Origin of the sequence: Ruminococcus flavefaciens AE3010 (assembly GCF_000526795.1) — a bacterium.
Lineage (GTDB): Bacteria > Bacillota > Clostridia > Oscillospirales > Ruminococcaceae > Ruminococcus > Ruminococcus flavefaciens_D.
The window spans coordinates 2,328,918-2,346,901 of the sequence record NZ_JAGT01000001.1 but is presented as its reverse complement, the minus strand read 5'-3'; the positions used below and the strand labels follow the sequence as shown (position 1 = coordinate 2,346,901).

General features: G+C 48.0%; 16 protein-coding genes, 1 tRNA gene and 1 riboswitch. Of the genes, 12 read left to right on the top strand and 5 right to left on the bottom strand.

Annotated elements, in window-relative coordinates; all coding sequences use genetic code 11:
- Positions 1–398: 398 nt before the first annotated feature.
- The 4 genes from N774_RS0110275 to N774_RS0110260 all read left to right on the top strand — a co-directional run bounded on the left by N774_RS0110275 (position 399) and on the right by N774_RS0110260 (position 4,434).
- Positions 399–1,775: a TrpB-like pyridoxal phosphate-dependent enzyme gene (locus N774_RS0110275; protein WP_024861163.1), complete on the top strand. Its 1,377-nt coding sequence runs from the start codon at positions 399–401 to the stop codon at positions 1,773–1,775.
- 271 nt (positions 1,776–2,046) lie between these two features.
- Entirely contained in the window at positions 2,047–2,601 is a 555-nt protein-coding gene (locus N774_RS0110270; RefSeq protein WP_024861162.1) for an RNA polymerase sigma factor, read from the top strand.
- On the top strand, positions 2,588–3,574 hold the full coding sequence (locus N774_RS0110265) for a hypothetical protein (protein ID WP_024861161.1): 987 nt from the start codon (positions 2,588–2,590) through the stop codon (positions 3,572–3,574). Before N774_RS0110270 ends, N774_RS0110265 begins: the two co-directional genes overlap by 14 nt.
- A gap of 164 nt (positions 3,575–3,738) precedes the next feature.
- Complete coding sequence (locus tag N774_RS0110260) at positions 3,739–4,434, top strand: hypothetical protein (RefSeq protein ID WP_024861160.1); 696 nt, start codon at positions 3,739–3,741, stop codon at positions 4,432–4,434.
- A gap of 391 nt (positions 4,435–4,825) precedes the next feature.
- On the opposite strand, the gene N774_RS0110255 is transcribed toward N774_RS0110260, so the two are convergent.
- The gene (locus N774_RS0110255) at positions 4,826–6,106 is read right to left on the bottom strand and encodes a bifunctional folylpolyglutamate synthase/dihydrofolate synthase (protein ID WP_024861159.1); all 1,281 of its coding nucleotides are present in this window, start codon (positions 6,104–6,106) and stop codon (positions 4,826–4,828) included.
- Positions 6,103–6,675 (bottom strand): folate family ECF transporter S component, encoded by a 573-nt coding sequence (locus tag N774_RS0110250; protein WP_024861158.1) that lies wholly within the window; start codon positions 6,673–6,675, stop codon positions 6,103–6,105. The genes N774_RS0110255 and N774_RS0110250 overlap by 4 nt, the downstream gene beginning before the upstream one ends.
- Positions 6,676–6,743: 68 nt before the next feature.
- Positions 6,744–6,858: riboswitch (THF riboswitch) on the bottom strand.
- A 248-nt stretch (positions 6,859–7,106) separates the two neighbouring features.
- On the opposite strand from N774_RS0110250, the gene hrcA reads away from it, so the two are divergent.
- From hrcA to N774_RS0110220, 6 genes are all read left to right on the top strand, one after another.
- The gene (gene hrcA, locus N774_RS0110245) at positions 7,107–8,150 is read left to right on the top strand and encodes a heat-inducible transcriptional repressor HrcA (RefSeq protein ID WP_024861157.1); all 1,044 of its coding nucleotides are present in this window, start codon (positions 7,107–7,109) and stop codon (positions 8,148–8,150) included.
- Positions 8,151–8,166: 16 nt separating this feature from the next.
- Positions 8,167–8,721: a nucleotide exchange factor GrpE gene (gene grpE / locus N774_RS0110240; protein WP_024861156.1), complete on the top strand. Its 555-nt coding sequence runs from the start codon at positions 8,167–8,169 to the stop codon at positions 8,719–8,721.
- Positions 8,722–8,921: 200 nt separating this feature from the next.
- Positions 8,922–10,790 (top strand): molecular chaperone DnaK, encoded by a 1,869-nt coding sequence (gene dnaK, locus N774_RS0110235; RefSeq protein ID WP_024861155.1) that lies wholly within the window; start codon positions 8,922–8,924, stop codon positions 10,788–10,790.
- Between the two features lie 181 nt (positions 10,791–10,971).
- Positions 10,972–12,120, top strand: coding sequence for a molecular chaperone DnaJ (gene dnaJ, locus N774_RS0110230; protein ID WP_024861154.1), 1,149 nt, complete (start codon positions 10,972–10,974; stop codon positions 12,118–12,120).
- A gap of 67 nt (positions 12,121–12,187) precedes the next feature.
- A complete protein-coding gene (locus N774_RS0110225; protein WP_024861153.1) occupies positions 12,188–12,577 on the top strand; it encodes a DUF6483 family protein in 390 nt (129 codons plus the stop codon).
- 50 nt (positions 12,578–12,627) lie between these two features.
- Positions 12,628–13,062, top strand: coding sequence for a hypothetical protein (locus N774_RS0110220; protein WP_024861152.1), 435 nt, complete (start codon positions 12,628–12,630; stop codon positions 13,060–13,062).
- Between the two features lie 133 nt (positions 13,063–13,195).
- On the opposite strand, the gene N774_RS19975 is transcribed toward N774_RS0110220, so the two are convergent.
- Together N774_RS19975 and N774_RS0110210 are read right to left on the bottom strand one after the other, a co-directional pair.
- On the bottom strand, positions 13,196–14,188 hold the full coding sequence (locus N774_RS19975; protein WP_024861151.1) for a DUF805 domain-containing protein: 993 nt from the start codon (positions 14,186–14,188) through the stop codon (positions 13,196–13,198).
- A gap of 201 nt (positions 14,189–14,389) precedes the next feature.
- Positions 14,390–15,052, bottom strand: coding sequence for a hypothetical protein (locus tag N774_RS0110210; RefSeq protein WP_024861150.1), 663 nt, complete (start codon positions 15,050–15,052; stop codon positions 14,390–14,392).
- A gap of 324 nt (positions 15,053–15,376) precedes the next feature.
- Between N774_RS0110210 and N774_RS0110205 the strand changes: the two genes are divergently transcribed.
- A complete protein-coding gene (locus N774_RS0110205; RefSeq protein WP_024861149.1) occupies positions 15,377–16,510 on the top strand; it encodes a substrate-binding domain-containing protein in 1,134 nt (377 codons plus the stop codon).
- A gap of 331 nt (positions 16,511–16,841) precedes the next feature.
- Positions 16,842–16,914, top strand: a tRNA-Thr gene (locus tag N774_RS0110200).
- 286 nt (positions 16,915–17,200) lie between these two features.
- Here the strand turns inward: N774_RS0110200 and N774_RS0110195 are convergent.
- Entirely contained in the window at positions 17,201–17,923 is a 723-nt protein-coding gene (locus tag N774_RS0110195; RefSeq protein WP_024861148.1) for a site-specific integrase, read from the bottom strand.
- Between the last annotated feature and the right edge of the window lie 61 nt (positions 17,924–17,984).

Sequence of the window (17,984 nt, the reverse complement as noted above, 5' to 3'; positions counted from 1 at the left end):
AAAATACGTCTGACCTCTTGACATCATCGCCCCGCTATGTTACAATTTTAAAGTAGTAAACCGTTGAAGAAGTGTGAGTAGCTTTTGTCTGAGCATTTCAGAGAGCCTGGGTTGGTGCGAACAGGTATGCAGGGCAGATGTGAATGGGCTTCCGAGGGCGAGCCGAAGGGGTAAGGCGTCAGGAAACGGACATGCTCCCTGTGTAGGTGAGACGCAGAGGTCTGCGTTAACAAAACTTTTGTATCTCAGGTACAGAACGAGTGGACGAAAAATCGTCAAGCAGGGTGGCACCGCAGAAGTTATACGGCTTCTGTCCCCGCATTATTTGCAGGGACAGAAGTTTTTTTGTGTCCCTATGGTACAGTCAATAATTATGAAAAGGAGATATTACTATGTCAATGTCAGATGAGAGAATCCCTTACAAAATCTATCTTGAGGAGAATGAGCTCCCTAAGCAGTGGTACAATGTACGCGCTGATATGAAGAAGAAGCCCGCTCCCCTCCTTAACCCGGCTACAGGTCAGCCCTGTACATTAGAGGACCTCAGCCACGTTTTCTGCGAGGAGCTTGCTAAGCAGGAGCTGGACGAGACTACACCCTATGTTGATATCCCGCAGGAGATACAGGACTTCTACAAGATGTTCCGTCCCTCTCCTCTTGTAAGAGCTTACTTCCTTGAGAAGAAGCTTGGTACCCCCGCTAAGATCTACTACAAGTTCGAGGGCAACAACACCAGCGGAAGCCACAAGCTCAACTCCGCTATCGCTCAGGCTTACTACGCTAAGAAGCAGGGTCTCAAGGGCGTTACTACAGAGACAGGTGCAGGTCAGTGGGGGACAGCTCTTTCAATGGCTTGCTCATACTTCGACCTGGACTGCAACGTTTACATGGTTAAGGTAAGCTACGAGCAGAAGCCATTCCGCCGTGAGGTAATGCGTACATACGGCGCAAACGTAACTCCTTCTCCTTCAAACACAACTGAGGTAGGAAGAAAAATCCTTGAGGAATTCCCAGGCACAGGCGGAAGCCTTGGCTGCGCTATCTCTGAGGCTGTTGAGGCTGCTACAACAAAGGAAGGCTACCGCTACGTTCTCGGAAGCGTTCTTGCACAGGTACTCCTCCACCAGTCTATCATCGGTCTTGAAGCAAAGGCTGCTATGGACAAGTACAACATCAAGCCCGACATCATCATCGGCTGCGCAGGCGGCGGTTCAAACCTCGGCGGACTTATCTCACCATTCATGGGCGAAAAGCTCCGCGGCGAAGCTGATTATCGCTTCATCGCTGTTGAGCCTGCTTCATGCCCGAGCCTTACAAGAGGTACATACGCTTACGACTTCTGCGACACAGGTAAGGTTTGCCCTCTCCAGAAGATGTACACACTGGGCAGCGGCTTCATGCCTTCACCTAACCACGCAGGCGGTCTCCGTTACCACGGCATGAGCGCTACACTCTCAGAGCTCTACGATCAGGGTCTCATGGAGGCTACTTCCGTTGAGCAGACAGCTGTATTCGAGGCTGCTGAGATGTTCGCAAGAGTTGAGGGTATACTTCCTGCTCCCGAGAGCAGCCACGCTATCCGCATTGCTATCGACGAGGCACTCAAGTGCAAGGAGACAGGCGAGGAGAAGACTATCCTCTTCGGTCTTACAGGTACAGGTTACTTTGATATGTACGCTTACGGCGCATACAACGACGGTACAATGAGCGATTATGTCCCAACAGATGAGGAGATCGCAAAGTCTATCGCAAATCTTCCTAAAATAAACGGCTGATAATAAAAAGGGACTGCAATGCAGTCCCTTTAGCTTTTAACCGTAAGCTTGTAGGGGCGGATATTATCCGCCCGTGCCTTGCATAAAACGAAAAATCAAAGCTCCGCAACCGCGGAGCTTTTTTATACGCTGCCATTATCCGCTGCGGTGCAAAAAATCCTTTATTGACAAAAATCCAAAAAAAATTTATAATCAAGGTGAGAAAAATCAGGAAAAAATGGTACTAATATTATAGAAGGATAATTTTACACCTATACGAAAGGAGCTGTCTATGGATAACGGTGCAAGTAGCTACCGCCGTTTCCTTGATGGTGACAGAAATTCTTTTACCGAACTGGTCACGGAGTACTGGGACGGTCTTACACTATATCTTTCAGGCTTTGCTTGCAGCATCACCGAAGCCGAGGAATTCGCCGAGGAGGTCTTTCTCAAGCTCTATGCGGACAAACCGAAGTTCGCGGGAAAGAGCTCCTTCAAGACGTGGCTCTATGCTATCGGGCGCAATACCGTGCTGAATATGCTGAGGAAGCGCCGTAAGGTACGGGAACTGCCCCTTGATGATTTCTATGAGGCGTCCGACAAAGAGGATATAGAAAAGAATCATATACACGACGAGAACAAAAGACTGCTGTACGGCGCTATGGCGGAGCTCCACGGCGATTACAGGCAGGTATTGTATCTGGTATATTTTGAGAATTTCGGAGTTGCCGAAACGGCTGAGATAATGCATAAGAACGAAAAGCAGGTAAGCAATCTTCTGTACCGCGCAAAGGCGGCGCTGAAGAAAAATCTTGAAAAGGAGGGCTTTGAGTATGAGGAGCTATGAAGATATATCAAAAAGAATAATGGAGCGCGGCGATAAGCTCATAGAGTCCAGAAGAGTCAGAGCCGCTAAGATAAGGCATACCTCATATGCGGTTTCGGGAATGTGCGCTGCTGCAATAGCAGGTATAGGTGTATGGCGTCTGGCGTCAGATGTAAAGAAGCCCGACGGTGGCTTCAGCGGTTCGGTGATAGTGTCCGAAACGGAAACTCATTCCGAAGCAGTGACAACTGCTGCCATGACCGCAAATGCCGTCAAGACTACATCGGAAAAGACGACTGCTGTGAAAACTACAGCTGTTACTACAGATAAGAAAACCACCGAGACTGCCTCGGCTAAGGCTGTTTCAACGGAAGCCGCAAGTACTGCTGCGCCTGTTAGGACAACTGCTGTAACTGCCGAAAACAGACCTGCAAGCAGGACTACAACGGCTGAGGCTGTTGTCAGTCCGACTACTGCCGTAACGACTACGGCAATGAATGAGATCGGCGAAGTGATAACACCTGCCACCACCAAAGCAACAACAGGTGAGGAGATAGCGGTCAGAACTACTACTGTTTCTGTTGAGGAGGGCGTGGTCACTACAAAGCCTGACAGTGCAGTTACTACATTGCCTAACGGTCTGTCAGGCGGCGGAAACGGAAATTTAAACGGCGGTACCCAAACTGCTCCTGTAACTACTGTCACTTCTGTGACCACCACCACAAGCATACAGGACGCTTTTCGTACTTATCCTGCATATATAACCCTGAAAGGCGTCCGCTATGACAAGGAGGGAGTTATCTCCGCGGAGCAGGTGGGCTCCAGAATAAGCAGAGTTGATGTTAATATTCAGTATCTCAGAAAGAATATAACAGCTGTGATGTCTGCATACGTGATAACGGGTACAGACGAGGAAGAAGCCGTGGCTGTAAGGCTGAAAGATACGGACGAGTATTATATTTTCAGGAACGCTTCCTACAAAAAAGAAGACTGACGGCGGTGCGGAGCCCATAGGGCTCCGCACTAATTTATACTAAAAATCCCTTCCTCTTAAATAAAGTTTGTGGATTATTGGGCTTGAATATTTTCAAAAAAACGTGTATCATATATTTTGTATCCGTATAAACAAGCTTTTTACCTGAAGAAAGAGGGAACAATATGAAAAAAAGAATAATAATGTGTATCATCGCTTCTGTAATGGTATGCGGAAGCTTTGCTTCCTGCGGCAAGAGCGTAGGTACTGACAGCACACCAAAGACCGAGACAACAACAGCGTCGGCTACAGAAGAGGTCACAGAAGAAGCTCCCGAAAGCACAGAGGCTGAAACTACAGCAGCTGCTTCTGAGAGCAAAGCAGCAGACAGTGCAGTTTCCGAGGAGCTTATCGCAGAGGCAGCAAAGGTTCTGAATAATCTGAACTCCATAGACTATATCTGCGGCGGTTCAAGTGTTGAGGTAGACGAAAATACAGTGTACAACGTTGATAATAAGTATCCGTATACAAAGGTAACAGATACGCGCTTCAGCAGTGTTGAAGAGGTTAAGAAGTATGTTACCGACGCGGTATGCGGCAGTCTTCTTGAGGAAAGATACAAGGTCATCTATGAGGGAGAGCCTGCAATGTTCGCAGACAACGAGGGCTCACTGTGGTTCCTCCAGGGCGCAAGAGGCTGCGGCTTCACATTCAACAGCGACCCTGTTATCTCGGACGTTACAGATGATTCGTTCACTATAAAAGTTACCTTTGATGATCTCGGAGCTGATTCCACAATGATAGTAAAGGCTGTCAAGGAAGACGGACTCTGGAAAGCAAGCTCGTTCAAGGTAAACGACAATCCCGAAAACAGAAGATAAGCAGCGTGACGCGGAGCCCGCGCTGCCTTGCCACGTTGACGCTCGTAAACTCGCTCGCTTTAATTAAGGCTGTTACTTGTACTTCGCTTACGGCGCTGAAAGTATGCCAAAACTATGAACGGGATTTCAAAGGGACTGTGTTCCTTTGGCAGAGTCAAGAGGCAGAGCCTCTTGTGGGGTGACTCCCCACAGTGTGGGGAGATGTCGCAACGCGACAGAGGGGCTGGGACGGTTAGTCTGGGGCGAAGCCCCGCAGTTACAAAGCGCTTCGCAAGGGGTAAATTGAAAAAACAGTCCGGTGGACTGTTTTTCAAAAGGGGACGCCTTGCAAGTGAAGGCGTCCCCTGATATATTCAAATAAAAAAAGCAGCCATTTATGGCTGCTTTTTGCTTATATCATTATATCTTTCAATGCGTCTGTGAACTGCTGATACATATACAGTGAGCCCAGCGCTATAAGCGGCAAATCATGCTGCTTTACATAGTCATATGCAGCCCTTACTCCCGAAGTATAGTCGTCATAGGGAGCGGTCTTCATTCCCCTTGCGTTGAGCGCCTGCGCAAGTGCTTTGCTGTCCAGTGCACGGGGATTATCGGGCTTGACCGCAAAGGCAGTCTCTGTAAGCTCTCCCAGCATATCCGCGTAGAGCCCGTACTCCTTGTCAGCCATGACGCCGATGAGGAGCACAACTTTTTTGACGCCGAAGCACCTGCGGATACTGTCCGCGGCACAGCGTATGCCGTCGGGATTGTGAGCGCCGTCGTATATGATAAGTGGTTCCCTGCTTATGACCTCAAAGCGCCCGTGCCATTTTACATTTGCAAGTCCATCGCGGACTGCAGTTTCGGGGATATCAATGCCCTCTCTGCGGAGTATCTCCACACAGCTCAGCACGTTTACAGCGTTCTCAAACTGGTATGTGCCAAGGAGAGGTATATGGAGCTCCTGACCCTTGTAGGTCAGCTCTGCGCCCTCGATAGTGCAGTTGTCCTCAGACCATGAGAACTGAGAATAATCGGGGATAAACAGCTCACAGCCCAGCTTCTTTGCGGTATCGGCGGCTATCTCATAGGCTTCCTCGCTGTTGCCGCCGAAGTAAACGGGTCTGCCGGCCTTGATTATGCCGCACTTATGTGAAGCTATTTCGGCGATAGTGTCTCCGAGGAAAGCGCTGTGGTCCTTCTGGACATTGGTTATTACCGACAGTACGGGAGCTTTTATAACATTGGTGGAATCAAGGTCGCCGCCCATTCCGCACTCAACAAGTGCCATATCGCAGCCCCTGTCCGCGAAAAGCTGAAAAGCCGCCACGGTAAGGACTTCAAACTCGGTGGGCTTTTCGTCCATGCTCTCGCATATGGGAGCTATACCGCCTATAAGGTCGGCAAAGTCCTGCTCGGATATCTCCTCGCCGTTTATGCGGAAGCTGTCCGTGACCTTGGTTATGGCTGGCGAGGAGAAGCCTCCAACTGTATAGCCTGCGCTTTTCAGTACCGATGTGAGCATGGCTCCGAAAGAGCCCTTGCCGTTTGTGCCTGCGATATGGACAGTCTTTACTTTGTCCTGGGGGTCGCCCATGCGGCGGAGAAGCTCTGTTATACGGGATAATCCCAGTACGCTGCCGCGCTCGGCAGCCTTTTTCATATAGCCAAGTGCTTCGGTGTAGTTCATTTTCTTCTTACCTTGTCAAGCTCCGACGAGAACGCCTTGTTTTTGAGCATGAGGTAGATGACAGCTGTCTCGACAGCTGCTGTTATAAGGTAGATCGGCACGCGGAGTATCAGCGTCTCAAAGGGTGTGTGATAGTAAGCGTAAAGACCGATAGAGGTTATGAGCATTGAGCCCACAGCGTGAGCGGCAACTGTAGATATAGCTATCTTGGGCAGAAGCACCTTCTTCATTGGTTTGAGAGCGTAGTGGAACATAAGTCCCGACACAAGACCGATACATGTAGAGCCCAGTGTGATTATGGGATTTATGGAGTATCCCTTGAGGATACAGCCCGCTACATCGGCAACAAGTCCCACGACTGCGCCGATAACAGGTCCGAAGAATATACCTGCCATTTGTATTGGCATACCGCCGAAGCCTATACGGATACTGTTTCCGATATTGATAGCACCGAATTTACCAAGCACGATGCTCATTGCCACAAGAAGTGCGGCAACGATCAGGATCCTTGTGCTGCCGAAAAGTCTGATATCTGACTTTATTGCAGCGCCTTTGTTGTTTACAGCCATAAAAAAATCCTCCTTTTCCTCACTCATACGACAAGAAAAGAAGGCATAGTCTCTTTTATATTGTCCTATGAAGCGGGATGCAAAATACGAACCGTAAGCCTAAGCTTTTCGTTTGACTGACAACTCCCCGTTCAGTCAACACTGGAACACCGCAGGGTGTAACGCACGTATTCTTACTCTTCAAAATATTGCAGTTCCTTACTGCACTTACATTATACAGCAGTTATGAGCGTTTGTCAATAGAATAACACACGAAAAAAGGCGGGTTTATACTCTTTGTCAATTTGCTCTAAATGCACATAAGCAGGTGGTAAAAATAGGTCAAAAAGCTGAAAATGTATAAAGCCCTTGACAAATCGCCATAATAGTGATAAATTATAGTTAGCACTCAAAGAGTTAGAGTGCTAACGAGATTGAAGGGAGTGAGTATCGTGGACGACAGAAAGCTCAGAATACTTGCTGCTGTGGTTGACGAATATGTCAGAACGGGCGAACCCGTCGGCTCGAAATCGATCTCGAAGCTTGAAAATATCAATGTTTCCTCTGCTACTATCAGAAATGATATGGCAGCTCTCGAACAGATGGGCTATCTGGAGCAGCCCCATACCTCGGCAGGACGAGTTCCCACCTTCAAGGGCTACAGGCTGTACATCGACGAGCTCATGACACCGCACGATCTTCCCGATGAGGAAAAGCGCATGCTGGACGAAATGCTGGGCGATAAGGATACTCCCGAGGAGCTCCTTGTACAGAACGCAGCTACTGCTCTCACCGAGATAACTCACTGTGCCGCAGTAGTCACTAACGCTGTTCCGAGATTTTCGGTAATATCAAAGGTAGAGGTGATACCTACGGGCAAGCGCCTGTATGTCATACTCCTCATAACCTCAAACGGAAGCATTAAAAACAAGGCTTGCAGACTGGAATTCGACCTCAGCCACGAACAGCTTGATTTCTTTACACATTATATAGAAGAGAACCTCAGCGGCGTCTCCGTAGACGATCTCTCTGAGGAAATGTTCGACAAAATGGTGGCGGCAGTAAGCGCCTACATGGTGTCCCTTTCGCCCCTTGTCAAGGGAATATGCGAGCTCTCCGAGGACCTGCGCCAGCAGGAGCTCACCGTCAGCGGAAGCGAAAAGCTTCTGTCCTGCGAGGAGCTTGACAAAATGGAAGTCGTAAGATTCATCGAACACAAGGACGGTCTTTCGGAGCTCCTTGAAAATGCATTCAGCGGCATACAGGTAAAGTTCAGCTCTGAAAACGACAGCTTCGCAATAGGCAATTCAAGCCTGATAGTCTCCAAGTACCGCAAAGGCGGCAAGGAGGCAGGCTCTCTGGGCGTCATAGGTCCCATGAGAGTGGACTACAAAAAGATAATCCCTTACGTCGAGTACCTGACGCAGAAGATATCTGCTCTCATGGACGGCGACGATGACATTATAAATGCTCCGTCAGACACACAGGAGCCATAGAAAGGAGCAATGACCGATGGAAGAAAACGAGAAGGACACGGAGCTCCTTGAGGAGGATATCCCCGAGGAGACAGATGAAAACGCCGATGCCCTCGACGAGGCTGACGCAGCCAGCGAGTACAACGACTCCGCCGCACAGTTCGCGGATATGGAGGACGCTCTTGCAGAGGCAAACGACAAGTACCTGAGGTTATTCGCGGAGTACGACAACTACCGCAAGAGAACAGCCAAGGAAAAGACGGAGACGTATCAGAACGCTTCCGTACAGTGCGTTGAGAAGCTTCTCCCCGTGCTGGACAGCTTTGAGAGATCACTTGAAGCTGAATGTGCAGACGAGAACTTCAAGAATGGCATGAGCATGATATACAATCAGTTCAAGAATTTCCTTACACAGATGAACGTTACCGAGATAGAAGCTCTCGGGGCGGAATTCGACCCCAACGTTCACAACGCCATACAGCAGCTTGACGGGACCGATTACGCAAGCAATTATGTTTGTCAGGTGTTCCAGAAGGGCTATATGCTCGGCGACAAGCTTGTAAGACCTGCTATGGTGGCAGTGGCTGTTTAGCCATTAGCTTGTAGGGAACGCCGCAGCTAACAGCTGCACGTACCCTCTGTCCTGCGGACATCTCCCTGCACAGCAGGGCGTCACTCGGCGTTCCGAGAAAAACATCAATAAGAACATTCAAATATGTCCGCAATGCGGACACCATTGGCTAAAGGCTAAAGGCTGACGGCTGATGGCTTATATAATAGGAGGAATATATTATGGGAAAAATTATTGGTATCGATCTTGGTACAACTAACTCTTGCGTAGCTGTTATGGAGGGTGGTAACGCTGTAGTTATCCCCAACAGCGAGGGTGCAAGAACAACTCCTTCCGTTGTTGCTTTCACAAACAACGGCGAGCGTCTCGTAGGTCAGGTGGCTAAGAGACAGGCTATCACAAACCACGACAGAACAGTTTCTTCTATCAAGAGACACATGGGTTCTGATTATAAAGTTTCTATCGACGGCAAGAATTACACTCCTCAGGAGATCTCAGCTATGATACTCCAGAAGCTCAAGGCTGACGCAGAGGCTTACCTCGGCGAGCCTGTAACAGAGGCAGTTATCACAGTTCCTGCTTACTTCACAGATTCACAGAGACAGGCTACTAAGGACGCAGGTCAGATCGCAGGTCTTACCGTTAAGCGTATCATCAACGAGCCTACAGCAGCTGCTCTTTCCTACGGTATCGACAAGGAAGAGGAGCAGACCGTAATGGTTTACGACCTGGGCGGCGGTACCTTCGATGTATCTATCATCGAAATGGGCGAGGACGTTCAGCAGGTACTTGCTACAGCAGGCAACAACCGTCTCGGCGGTGACGACTTCGACCAGCGTATCATCAACTGGATCGTTGATGAGTTCAAGAAGACTGAGGGCATCGACCTTTCAGCTGACAAGATGGCTGCTCAGAGACTCAAGGACGCTGCTGAAAAGTCCAAGATAGAGCTTTCATCTACAACAACATCAAATATCAATATCCCGTTCATCACAGTTGACGCTTCGGGCACACCTAAGCACCTCGACCTTACACTTACACAGGCTAAGTTCAACGAGCTCACAGCCGATCTGGTTGAGGCAACAATGGGACCTGTAAGACAGGCTCTCAGCGACAGCGGTCTCAACATCTCAGAGATCAACAAGGTGCTCATGGTGGGTGGTTCTTCAAGAATCCCTGCTGTACAGGAAGCTGTTAAGAAGCTCATCGGCAAGGAGCCGTTCAAGGGCATCAACCCTGACGAGTGCGTAGCTCTCGGTGCTGCATATCAGGGCGGCGTTCTCGGCGGCGACGTTAAGAACGGTCTCCTCCTCCTCGATGTAACTCCGCTTTCACTTGGTATCGAGACAGCAGGCGGCGTTTGCACAAGAATGATCGAAAGAAATACAACTATCCCTACAAAGAAGTCGCAGGTGTTCTCAACATACGCTGACAATCAGCCTGCTGTTGATATCAATGTACTTCAGGGTGAGCGTGAGTTCGCACGCGACAACAAGCAGCTGGGTACTTTCCGTCTCGACGGTATCGCTCCTGCTCCAAGAGGAATCCCTCAGATCGAAGTAACATTCGATATCGACCAGAACGGTATCGTTCACGTATCCGCTAAGGATATGGGCACAGGCAAGGAGCAGAACATCACTATCACTTCTTCCACAAACATGTCCAAGGACGACATCGACAAGGCTGTCAAGGAAGCTGAGCAGTACGCTGCTGAGGATAAGAAGCGCCGTGAGGCTGTTGACAACAAGAACGAGGCTGAGAACCTTGTATTCCAGTGCGAAAAGGCTCTTGCAGACTTCGGCGACAAGGTATCCGCTGACGAGAAGTCCAATATCGAGGCTAAGTGCACAGCACTCAAGTCTGCTATCGAGGCTAACAACGATTCCGAGATCAAGTCCCTCAAGGAAGAACTCCAGAAGGCATTCTATGACCTCTCTGCTAAGATCTACCAGCAGGCAGCTCCTAACGGTGCAGCAGGCGCACAGGGTATTGATCCTTCACAGTTCGCTAACATGGGCGGTGCTGCTGACGCAGGCGCTCAGGGCGGTAACGACGACGGAGTAGTTGACGCAGACTTCACAGAGGTTTGATGAACTGAAATATAACACCATAAAAAGGGCGGAGAACTACTTCGCCCTAAAGGTGTATTTACTGCTAACTTTTGTAGGGGCGGCTATCAGCCGCCCGCAACCTGCCTCAAAGGGCATGGGCGGATAATATCCGCCCCTACAACATTGTCATTGCTCCTACAATGGCAGAATGGAGTTATCTATGGCTGAAAAAAGAGATTATTATGAAGTACTCGGGTTGCAGAAAGGTGCTTCCGAGGACGAGATAAAAAAAGCCTTCCGTAAAAAGGCAAGAGAAAACCACCCTGATCTTCACCCCGACGACCCGTCATACGTGGAGAAGTTTCAGGAGATAAACGAGGCTAACGAGGTCCTCTCAGACCCCGAAAAGCGTGCCCGCTACGACCAGTTCGGTCATGCAGGCGTTGACCCCAGCTACGGCGGCGGTGCAGGCGGCATGGACGGCTTCGGCGGCTTTGCGGATATGGACGATATCCTCGGCAGTATCTTCGGCGGCTTCGGCTTCGGCGGCGGCTCAAAGCGCTCCAACGCCAATGCTCCCAGAAGAGGTGCGGATATACAGGATACTGTGTCTATCACCTTTATGGAAGCATGCACAGGCAAAAAGCAGGACATCAAGGTAAACCGTATGTGTGTATGCGAGAACTGTAAGGGCTCGGGCGCAGAACCCGGTACACAGCCCGATATCTGTCCCGACTGTCAGGGCAGAGGTACCATAAAGGCTACACAGCGTACTCCGTTCGGCGCTATATCCTCGACTAAGCCATGTCCGCACTGCGGCGGAAAGGGCAAGATAATCAAGAGCCCCTGCAGCAAGTGCCGCGGCGTAGGCCGTATCAGAGTTCAGAAGAATGTTTCCATTGATATCCCCGCAGGTATCGACGACGGACAGACACTCCGCGTAGGCGGTCAGGGCGACTGCGGCGTAAACGGCGGTCCCAACGGTGATCTTCTCGTTGGCATCAATGTAAAGTCACACCCCATTTTCAGACGTGAGGGCTACGACATATACTGCGATATCCCTGTTACTTATATGGAAGCCGTTCTCGGCGCGGAGATAACCGTGCCCACTATCGACGGCGATGTTAAATATACCATTGGCGAGGGTACTCAGACAGGTACTATCTTCCGTCTCAAGGGCAAGGGCGTTACACGTCTCCACCGCACAGACCGCGGCAACCAGTACGTGAAGATATATGTTGAAGTTCCCAAGAACCTGTCCAAGAAGCAGAAAGACCTGCTGAAGCAGTTCGAGGAGTCCCTTACCGACAAGAACTACGCTAAGCGCCAGAGCTTCTTCGAGAAGCTCCGCTCAAAACTGGATTTTTGACAAAGGATACAGACCTGTCGTGCCATAAGCGGCAGGTCTGATTTTTTTTACCGAAAGGAGGCTCTTTATGTTTGAACAGGATTTCATCATGCGGCAGATAAAGGAGATAACTGCTGTTATCGCAAAGGTATTATTCGGCGCCGATAATGTGGAGCAGGCGTTCTATATGCTCCAAGAGGTGGAAAGGCAGAAGGCGTTCGCCCTTGTGGAAACCATGCGCAGCGGCGAGCCCGAGAAAGCCGTCGGAGAGCTGGACAGGCTTTCCGACAGCAATACCAAGGAAAACCTTATGATAGGTCTGGAGTTCTACGCGCAGCTCAGCGATATGGACGAGGAATATTTTATCAAAAACGGCTACAGCTTCGGAAAGGCAAGAGAGGACTTTCAGCACTTTGCCGAGAAGTTCGGCGTTGAGCAGATGACGGAGCTTTATTTCGGGAAAGATGATGATAAATAAGTATAAAACCTCCCCGAGCGGACATAATATCCGCAAAGGGAGGTGTTTTTATGGTCGAACAGGACACTATAAAGCTGCTGAGGGAGTGCGACGCAGGCGTTAAAATGGGCATATCCTCTATCGGGGACGTGCTTGATTACGTCAGCAGCCACGACCTGAAAAGGGTATTGCAGGACAGCTCTGAGGAGCACGACGGGCTGAAAGCAGACCTGCAGGGGCTTCTCGGGGAGTACCGCGACGAGGGCAAGGAGCCTGCGGCTATGGCTAAGGGCATGTCGTGGGTAAAGACCAATGTGAAGCTGAAAATGAACGAGTCCGACAGCACTGTTGCCGATCTTATCACTGACGGCTGCAATATGGGGGTGAAGTCCCTGAGCCGCTATCTCAATAAGTATCAGGCTGCCGATGAGCGCTCCAAGGACATCGCCAAGCGTATCATCAAGGCTGAGGACAGGCTCTGCACCGACGTCAGGGCGTATCTGTAAAGCGCGGAGCCCGCGCCCTCTTGCCGCTCGCAAACTCGCTTACTATAAATAAGGGCGATGATCGTATATCGCTTACGGCACAGAAAATGGGACGCCTTGCAAATCAAGGCGTCCCATAATAATTGAGGTTATTTTACATATACATCTTTGGCTTTGCAGGTAAGCCCCACTTGTTGGGACCGTCACTGGGCAGGCACATAAATACAATGATAAGAATACAGTATGCCAGCAGGAACAGCATTGCGAAGCACATAAATCCAAAAAATGCTTCCAGACTGCCCATTGCTCCCGAGAATATCATTAATACAAGTGCACCCAGTGCTATGAACACTGTACCCAATGCCCACCAGCCTGATCTGCCTATATCGTGAAGTCTTCTGACCTGTGCTGAGAAATTTGGTATCAGGAATACAAGGGACTCGATTCCGCTGAGGATCGTTCCGATGACCTCGCCGTCTTCTCCCAAGGCTGCTCTGAGCATAGAAGTTATAAAGGTTACACCGCAGCCTATAATGAATACGAAAAGATAAGAGAACCAGTATTCGCTTCTTGTGGAGCGTCCTCTGAAGTTCACATAGTTGATGAAGTAGAGCTTTATTGCCTCGCCGAAACCTACAAACTTAGGGCTTTCGTCGCTCTCGTTGTACTGACCGTAGGTGCTGTCGAAGCCGTAGATAGGTCCCTGATACACACCCTGCTGACCATAGCCATTTGGCTGACCGTAGCCATTTGGCTGACCATAGCCGCTTGGCTGACCATAGCCGCTTGGCTGACCATAGTTGTTTGACTGTCCGTAGTTGTTTGACTGACCGTAGTTATTGGACTGTCCGTAGTTGTTGGACTGCCCGTAGTTGTTGGACTGCCCGTAGTTGCTTGACTGTCCGTAGCCGCTTGGCTGTCCATAGTTATTGGGCTGTCCATAGTTATTGGGCTGTCCGTAGCTGTTTGACTGGTCATAGCTGCCTGACTGAATGTCAGAGCTCTGACTGTCGGCCGATGAAGAAGTTGGTGCGGGAATTGCGGAAATATCGTCCATTGCCCCCGACAATGCTTCCAGTGACGCACCACAGTTTTCACAGTATCTGTCACCCTCTTTGTTTTCATAGTTGCAGTATCTGCATCTCATGCTTTTTTCCTCCTTATATCATGATGTTATTATTTTAGCAAAAAAATATTTCCTTGTCAATATGTCAATTATTATGTAATTGTAAATTCGCAGCATTATCCCCTCTGCCGAAATCGTGGCATAAAAATACCGAGCCTGTTCTTTTCAGGCTCGGTGACTCACTATTTTAGCTGCGGAAAGCTGACTGACCGAAACTTTTGATCATTTTATTTTCTTGATATGTCTGAACTTGAAGCGTCTTACCATATAATATATCATGGAGAAGAAATCCTTGCCAAAGAAGATGAAGATGTTTATTATGGAAAGGATTATGAATATTCGGATCGTGTTGCTGCCCTTTATGAAGTCATACAGCAGTATGATGCCGTCGATGAGTGCAAGCCATTTTGCTTTTATGGGAATAACGAAGAATGCAAGAAGCTGTTCGTTGGGGAAGAGTATGGCAAATGCAAGGAACAGGCTGAGGTCGAGATAATAGTTGGTGGCAAAGCCGAAAATAAAGCCTGCGGCAATACAGCCGATGATTCCCGTGAAGTAGAATACGTTGAACTTGAAGGAGCCCCATTTGTATTCCAGCGACGAACCCATGAACCAGTAGAAATAAAGTATGATAGGTATCAGTAAAAATAGCGTGGAGGGCGGCATGAATACGAAGGAAATGACTCGCCATACCTCGCCGTGGAGTATTTTGTCGCGGTTAAAGCTGATCAGTTCATACAGGCTCACGTTGTTGTTGGGATTGGTGGAAAGTATCAGGTCCGCTATCCACACGACCGCCATTCCGAGAACTATGTACAGCATGAGATTGGGTATAGCGATCTTTCTGCATTTTCGCTCGATTTTATTCAGATATTGATTTAGCATGACAGTTCCTCAATTTCAATGATTTTTCTTAGTATATCACGGAATCGGTGGATTTGTCAAGACGAAAAATGCGTTTTTGCGCGGCTCTTCTCAAGGGCAGGTTTTGGGGACAAAGGAATATCAAGAGCAATGCATGATTGCTGAAATTTAATTTAACATCAGAAAATTAGTAGTGAGATTAGACGATTTCAGCGCTATACATGCACGTTTTTAACAAATGATAATATTTTGTCTTGACATATTGAAAGTTTAATAGTACAATATAATATAAGAAGATATGGTTAAAAATGTTTCTTTGGGGTATTAATTCAAGGAGGAAAATCTATGAAAAAAGTATTGGCAGCTGCGGCTGCAACAGCAATGTGCTGCTCAATGTTTTCGTGCGGTGCCAAAGACGAAAGCTCTCAGGGGAGCAGTAACCAAAAAACTATCGGTCTCGCTATGCCTGCTCAGGAGCTTGAACGCTGGAACAACGACGGTGAGTCGCTGAAGTCACAGTTTGAAAAGGCAGGCTACAAGGTAGATCTCAGATTCTCTGAAAATGATGCCGACAAGCAGAACGAGGATATAAGCAGTATGCTCAATGACGGAGTGGATCTGCTCCTTATCGCAGCAGTGGACGGAAGCACCCTCTCCGATACCCTTGCAGTTGCAAAGGAGAAAAATATCCCTGTGGTAGCGTATGACCGTCTTATCATGAATACAGACGCTCTTACATACTATGTATCATTTGACAACTATACCGTTGGAAAACTTCAGGGCGAATACGTGAGAGATCAGCTCCACCTTTTGAGTACGACCTCGGAGTACAATATCGAGTTCGTTGCAGGCGATGCAGGCGATAACAACGCCCGTTACTTCTTCAACGGCGCTTACGATGCATTGAAGAATTATATCGACAACGGAACTCTTCGTATCCTCTCAGGCAAGAACTCCTTCGAGCAGGCAGCAACTGCCAGCTGGTCTACAGAAAATGCAGAGAATAATATGAAAGAGACACTCGCTTCATTCTATAAGGGCGATAATCAGCTCGATGTAGCACTCTGCGCTAACGATTCGACTGCTCTTGGCGTTGCAAATGCTCTGGCTTCTGATTATAAGGGCGGAAATACTCCCATAATCACAGGTCAGGACGGTGATGTAGCCAACCTGAAAAATATCGTTGACGGAAAGCAGTCAATGACCGTATATAAAAATGTCAACGATGAAGCCGAAGTTGCCTTTGAGGTCTGCAAGATGCTCCTTGACGGCGGTATTCCCACATCTAAGCTTGCAGGAAGCTTTGATAATATCAAGGTCGTTTATGACAGTGAGTCCTACAACAACGGCGTAAGATATATCCAGTCCTATCTGCTCGTCCCCTATGTTATAACCAAGGATAATCTGCAGCTCCTTGTGGATACGGGTTCGTACAAGTGGGACAGCGATAATAAGTACCTTGAAGCTGCAAGCAAGTAATAATAATGCAAAAGGACTTCCGTGAGGAAGTCCTTTTTTACTTACCAGTTGGTACTTGACTTTTCCAGCGCTTTAGTGTATAATATTAATGTTGTGATCTAAAGATCATATGAGTTTGATATGCTTGTGTAGCACAGCTGGTAGTGCAGCGCATTCGTAATGGGCAAGTCTTATCCCTAAAATTTAATATTTGCTTGTGTAGCACAGCTGGTAGTGCAGCGCATTCGTAATGTTCAGGTCTCCTTCTAAAATTTAATAGTTGCTTGTGTAGCACAGTTGGTAGTGCAGCTCATTCGTAATGGACAAGTCTTATCCCTAAAATTTAATATTTGCTTGTGTAGCACAGCTGGTAGTGCAGCGCATTCGTAATGCGCAGGTCGCAGGTTCGAATCCCGTCACAAGCTCTTAAAAATCGCATAACTACGCAGTTTAATGGCTGCGTAGTTATTTTTTTCGTCCTTTTTCTGTTGACCGCAATAGATTTGGTCAACAGAAATCACAGTAATTTCTGAAGAAACATTAGTTCGCGTTTGCCTTTTTAGAATGAGCGTGGTCAACTTTTGGTCAACTAATTGTTAGCTGCGATATTTTTAAAAAGAAGTGCTGTACATTTAATCGCAACTACTTATTACATAAAAAACAGCCTGTAATCTATATGATTACAAGCTGTTCTATGATTTTGATTGTACATTATGCCCTTTTCAGTTTTGACAGGATAGCATTGTCAAGTGCTTCTGCCGCCTTTTGATCTGCCTCTTCAATAACATGACAATAGATATTGCTTGTTGTGCTTGCACAGTTATGTCCGAGTCGCTTTGATATTTCATTCAGCGGTATACCGTTCATGATCATCATTGTGGCTGATGTATGTCTGAGTGTGTGAAGGTGTATCGGTTTCAGTCCATATTTCAGATTGAAGGAACGAAACCATTTGCTTGGAGTAGACGGATGCAGAGGCTTTCCTGTTACACCGGTGAACACCTTTCCTGATTCTATCCATTTACTGCCTACGTTCTCGCGCTGATAGTCCTGCCATTCACGGTATTTCATTAACATCTGCATTACATAATCAGAGACCTTTATCTTTCTGTTGGAATACTTGTTCTTAGGGGTATCTTCATATATTCCTGTCTCTTTCATATAAATGACGTTTCTTCTGATATGGACTATGTTATTATCAAAATCGATATCTCTCCACTCAAGACCACTCATCTCTCCTCGTCTGAGTCCCGTAAACAGAAGGAAAGGTATTAGTGTCTTGTAATGCTCCGGAGCATATTTATCAAGAGCATCCATCAGGTTTACCATTTCCTCTTCCTCAAGATACTCAGCCTCCTTCTTCTCAACTTTTGGTGGACGTACACGGGAACAGGGATTGCTCTCTATAACGCCCTGATATACGGCAAAGGACATTATTGAAGATATGAAGTCGTTGAGCTGATTGACACTACAAACGGTATGTTCATGTCAAAGG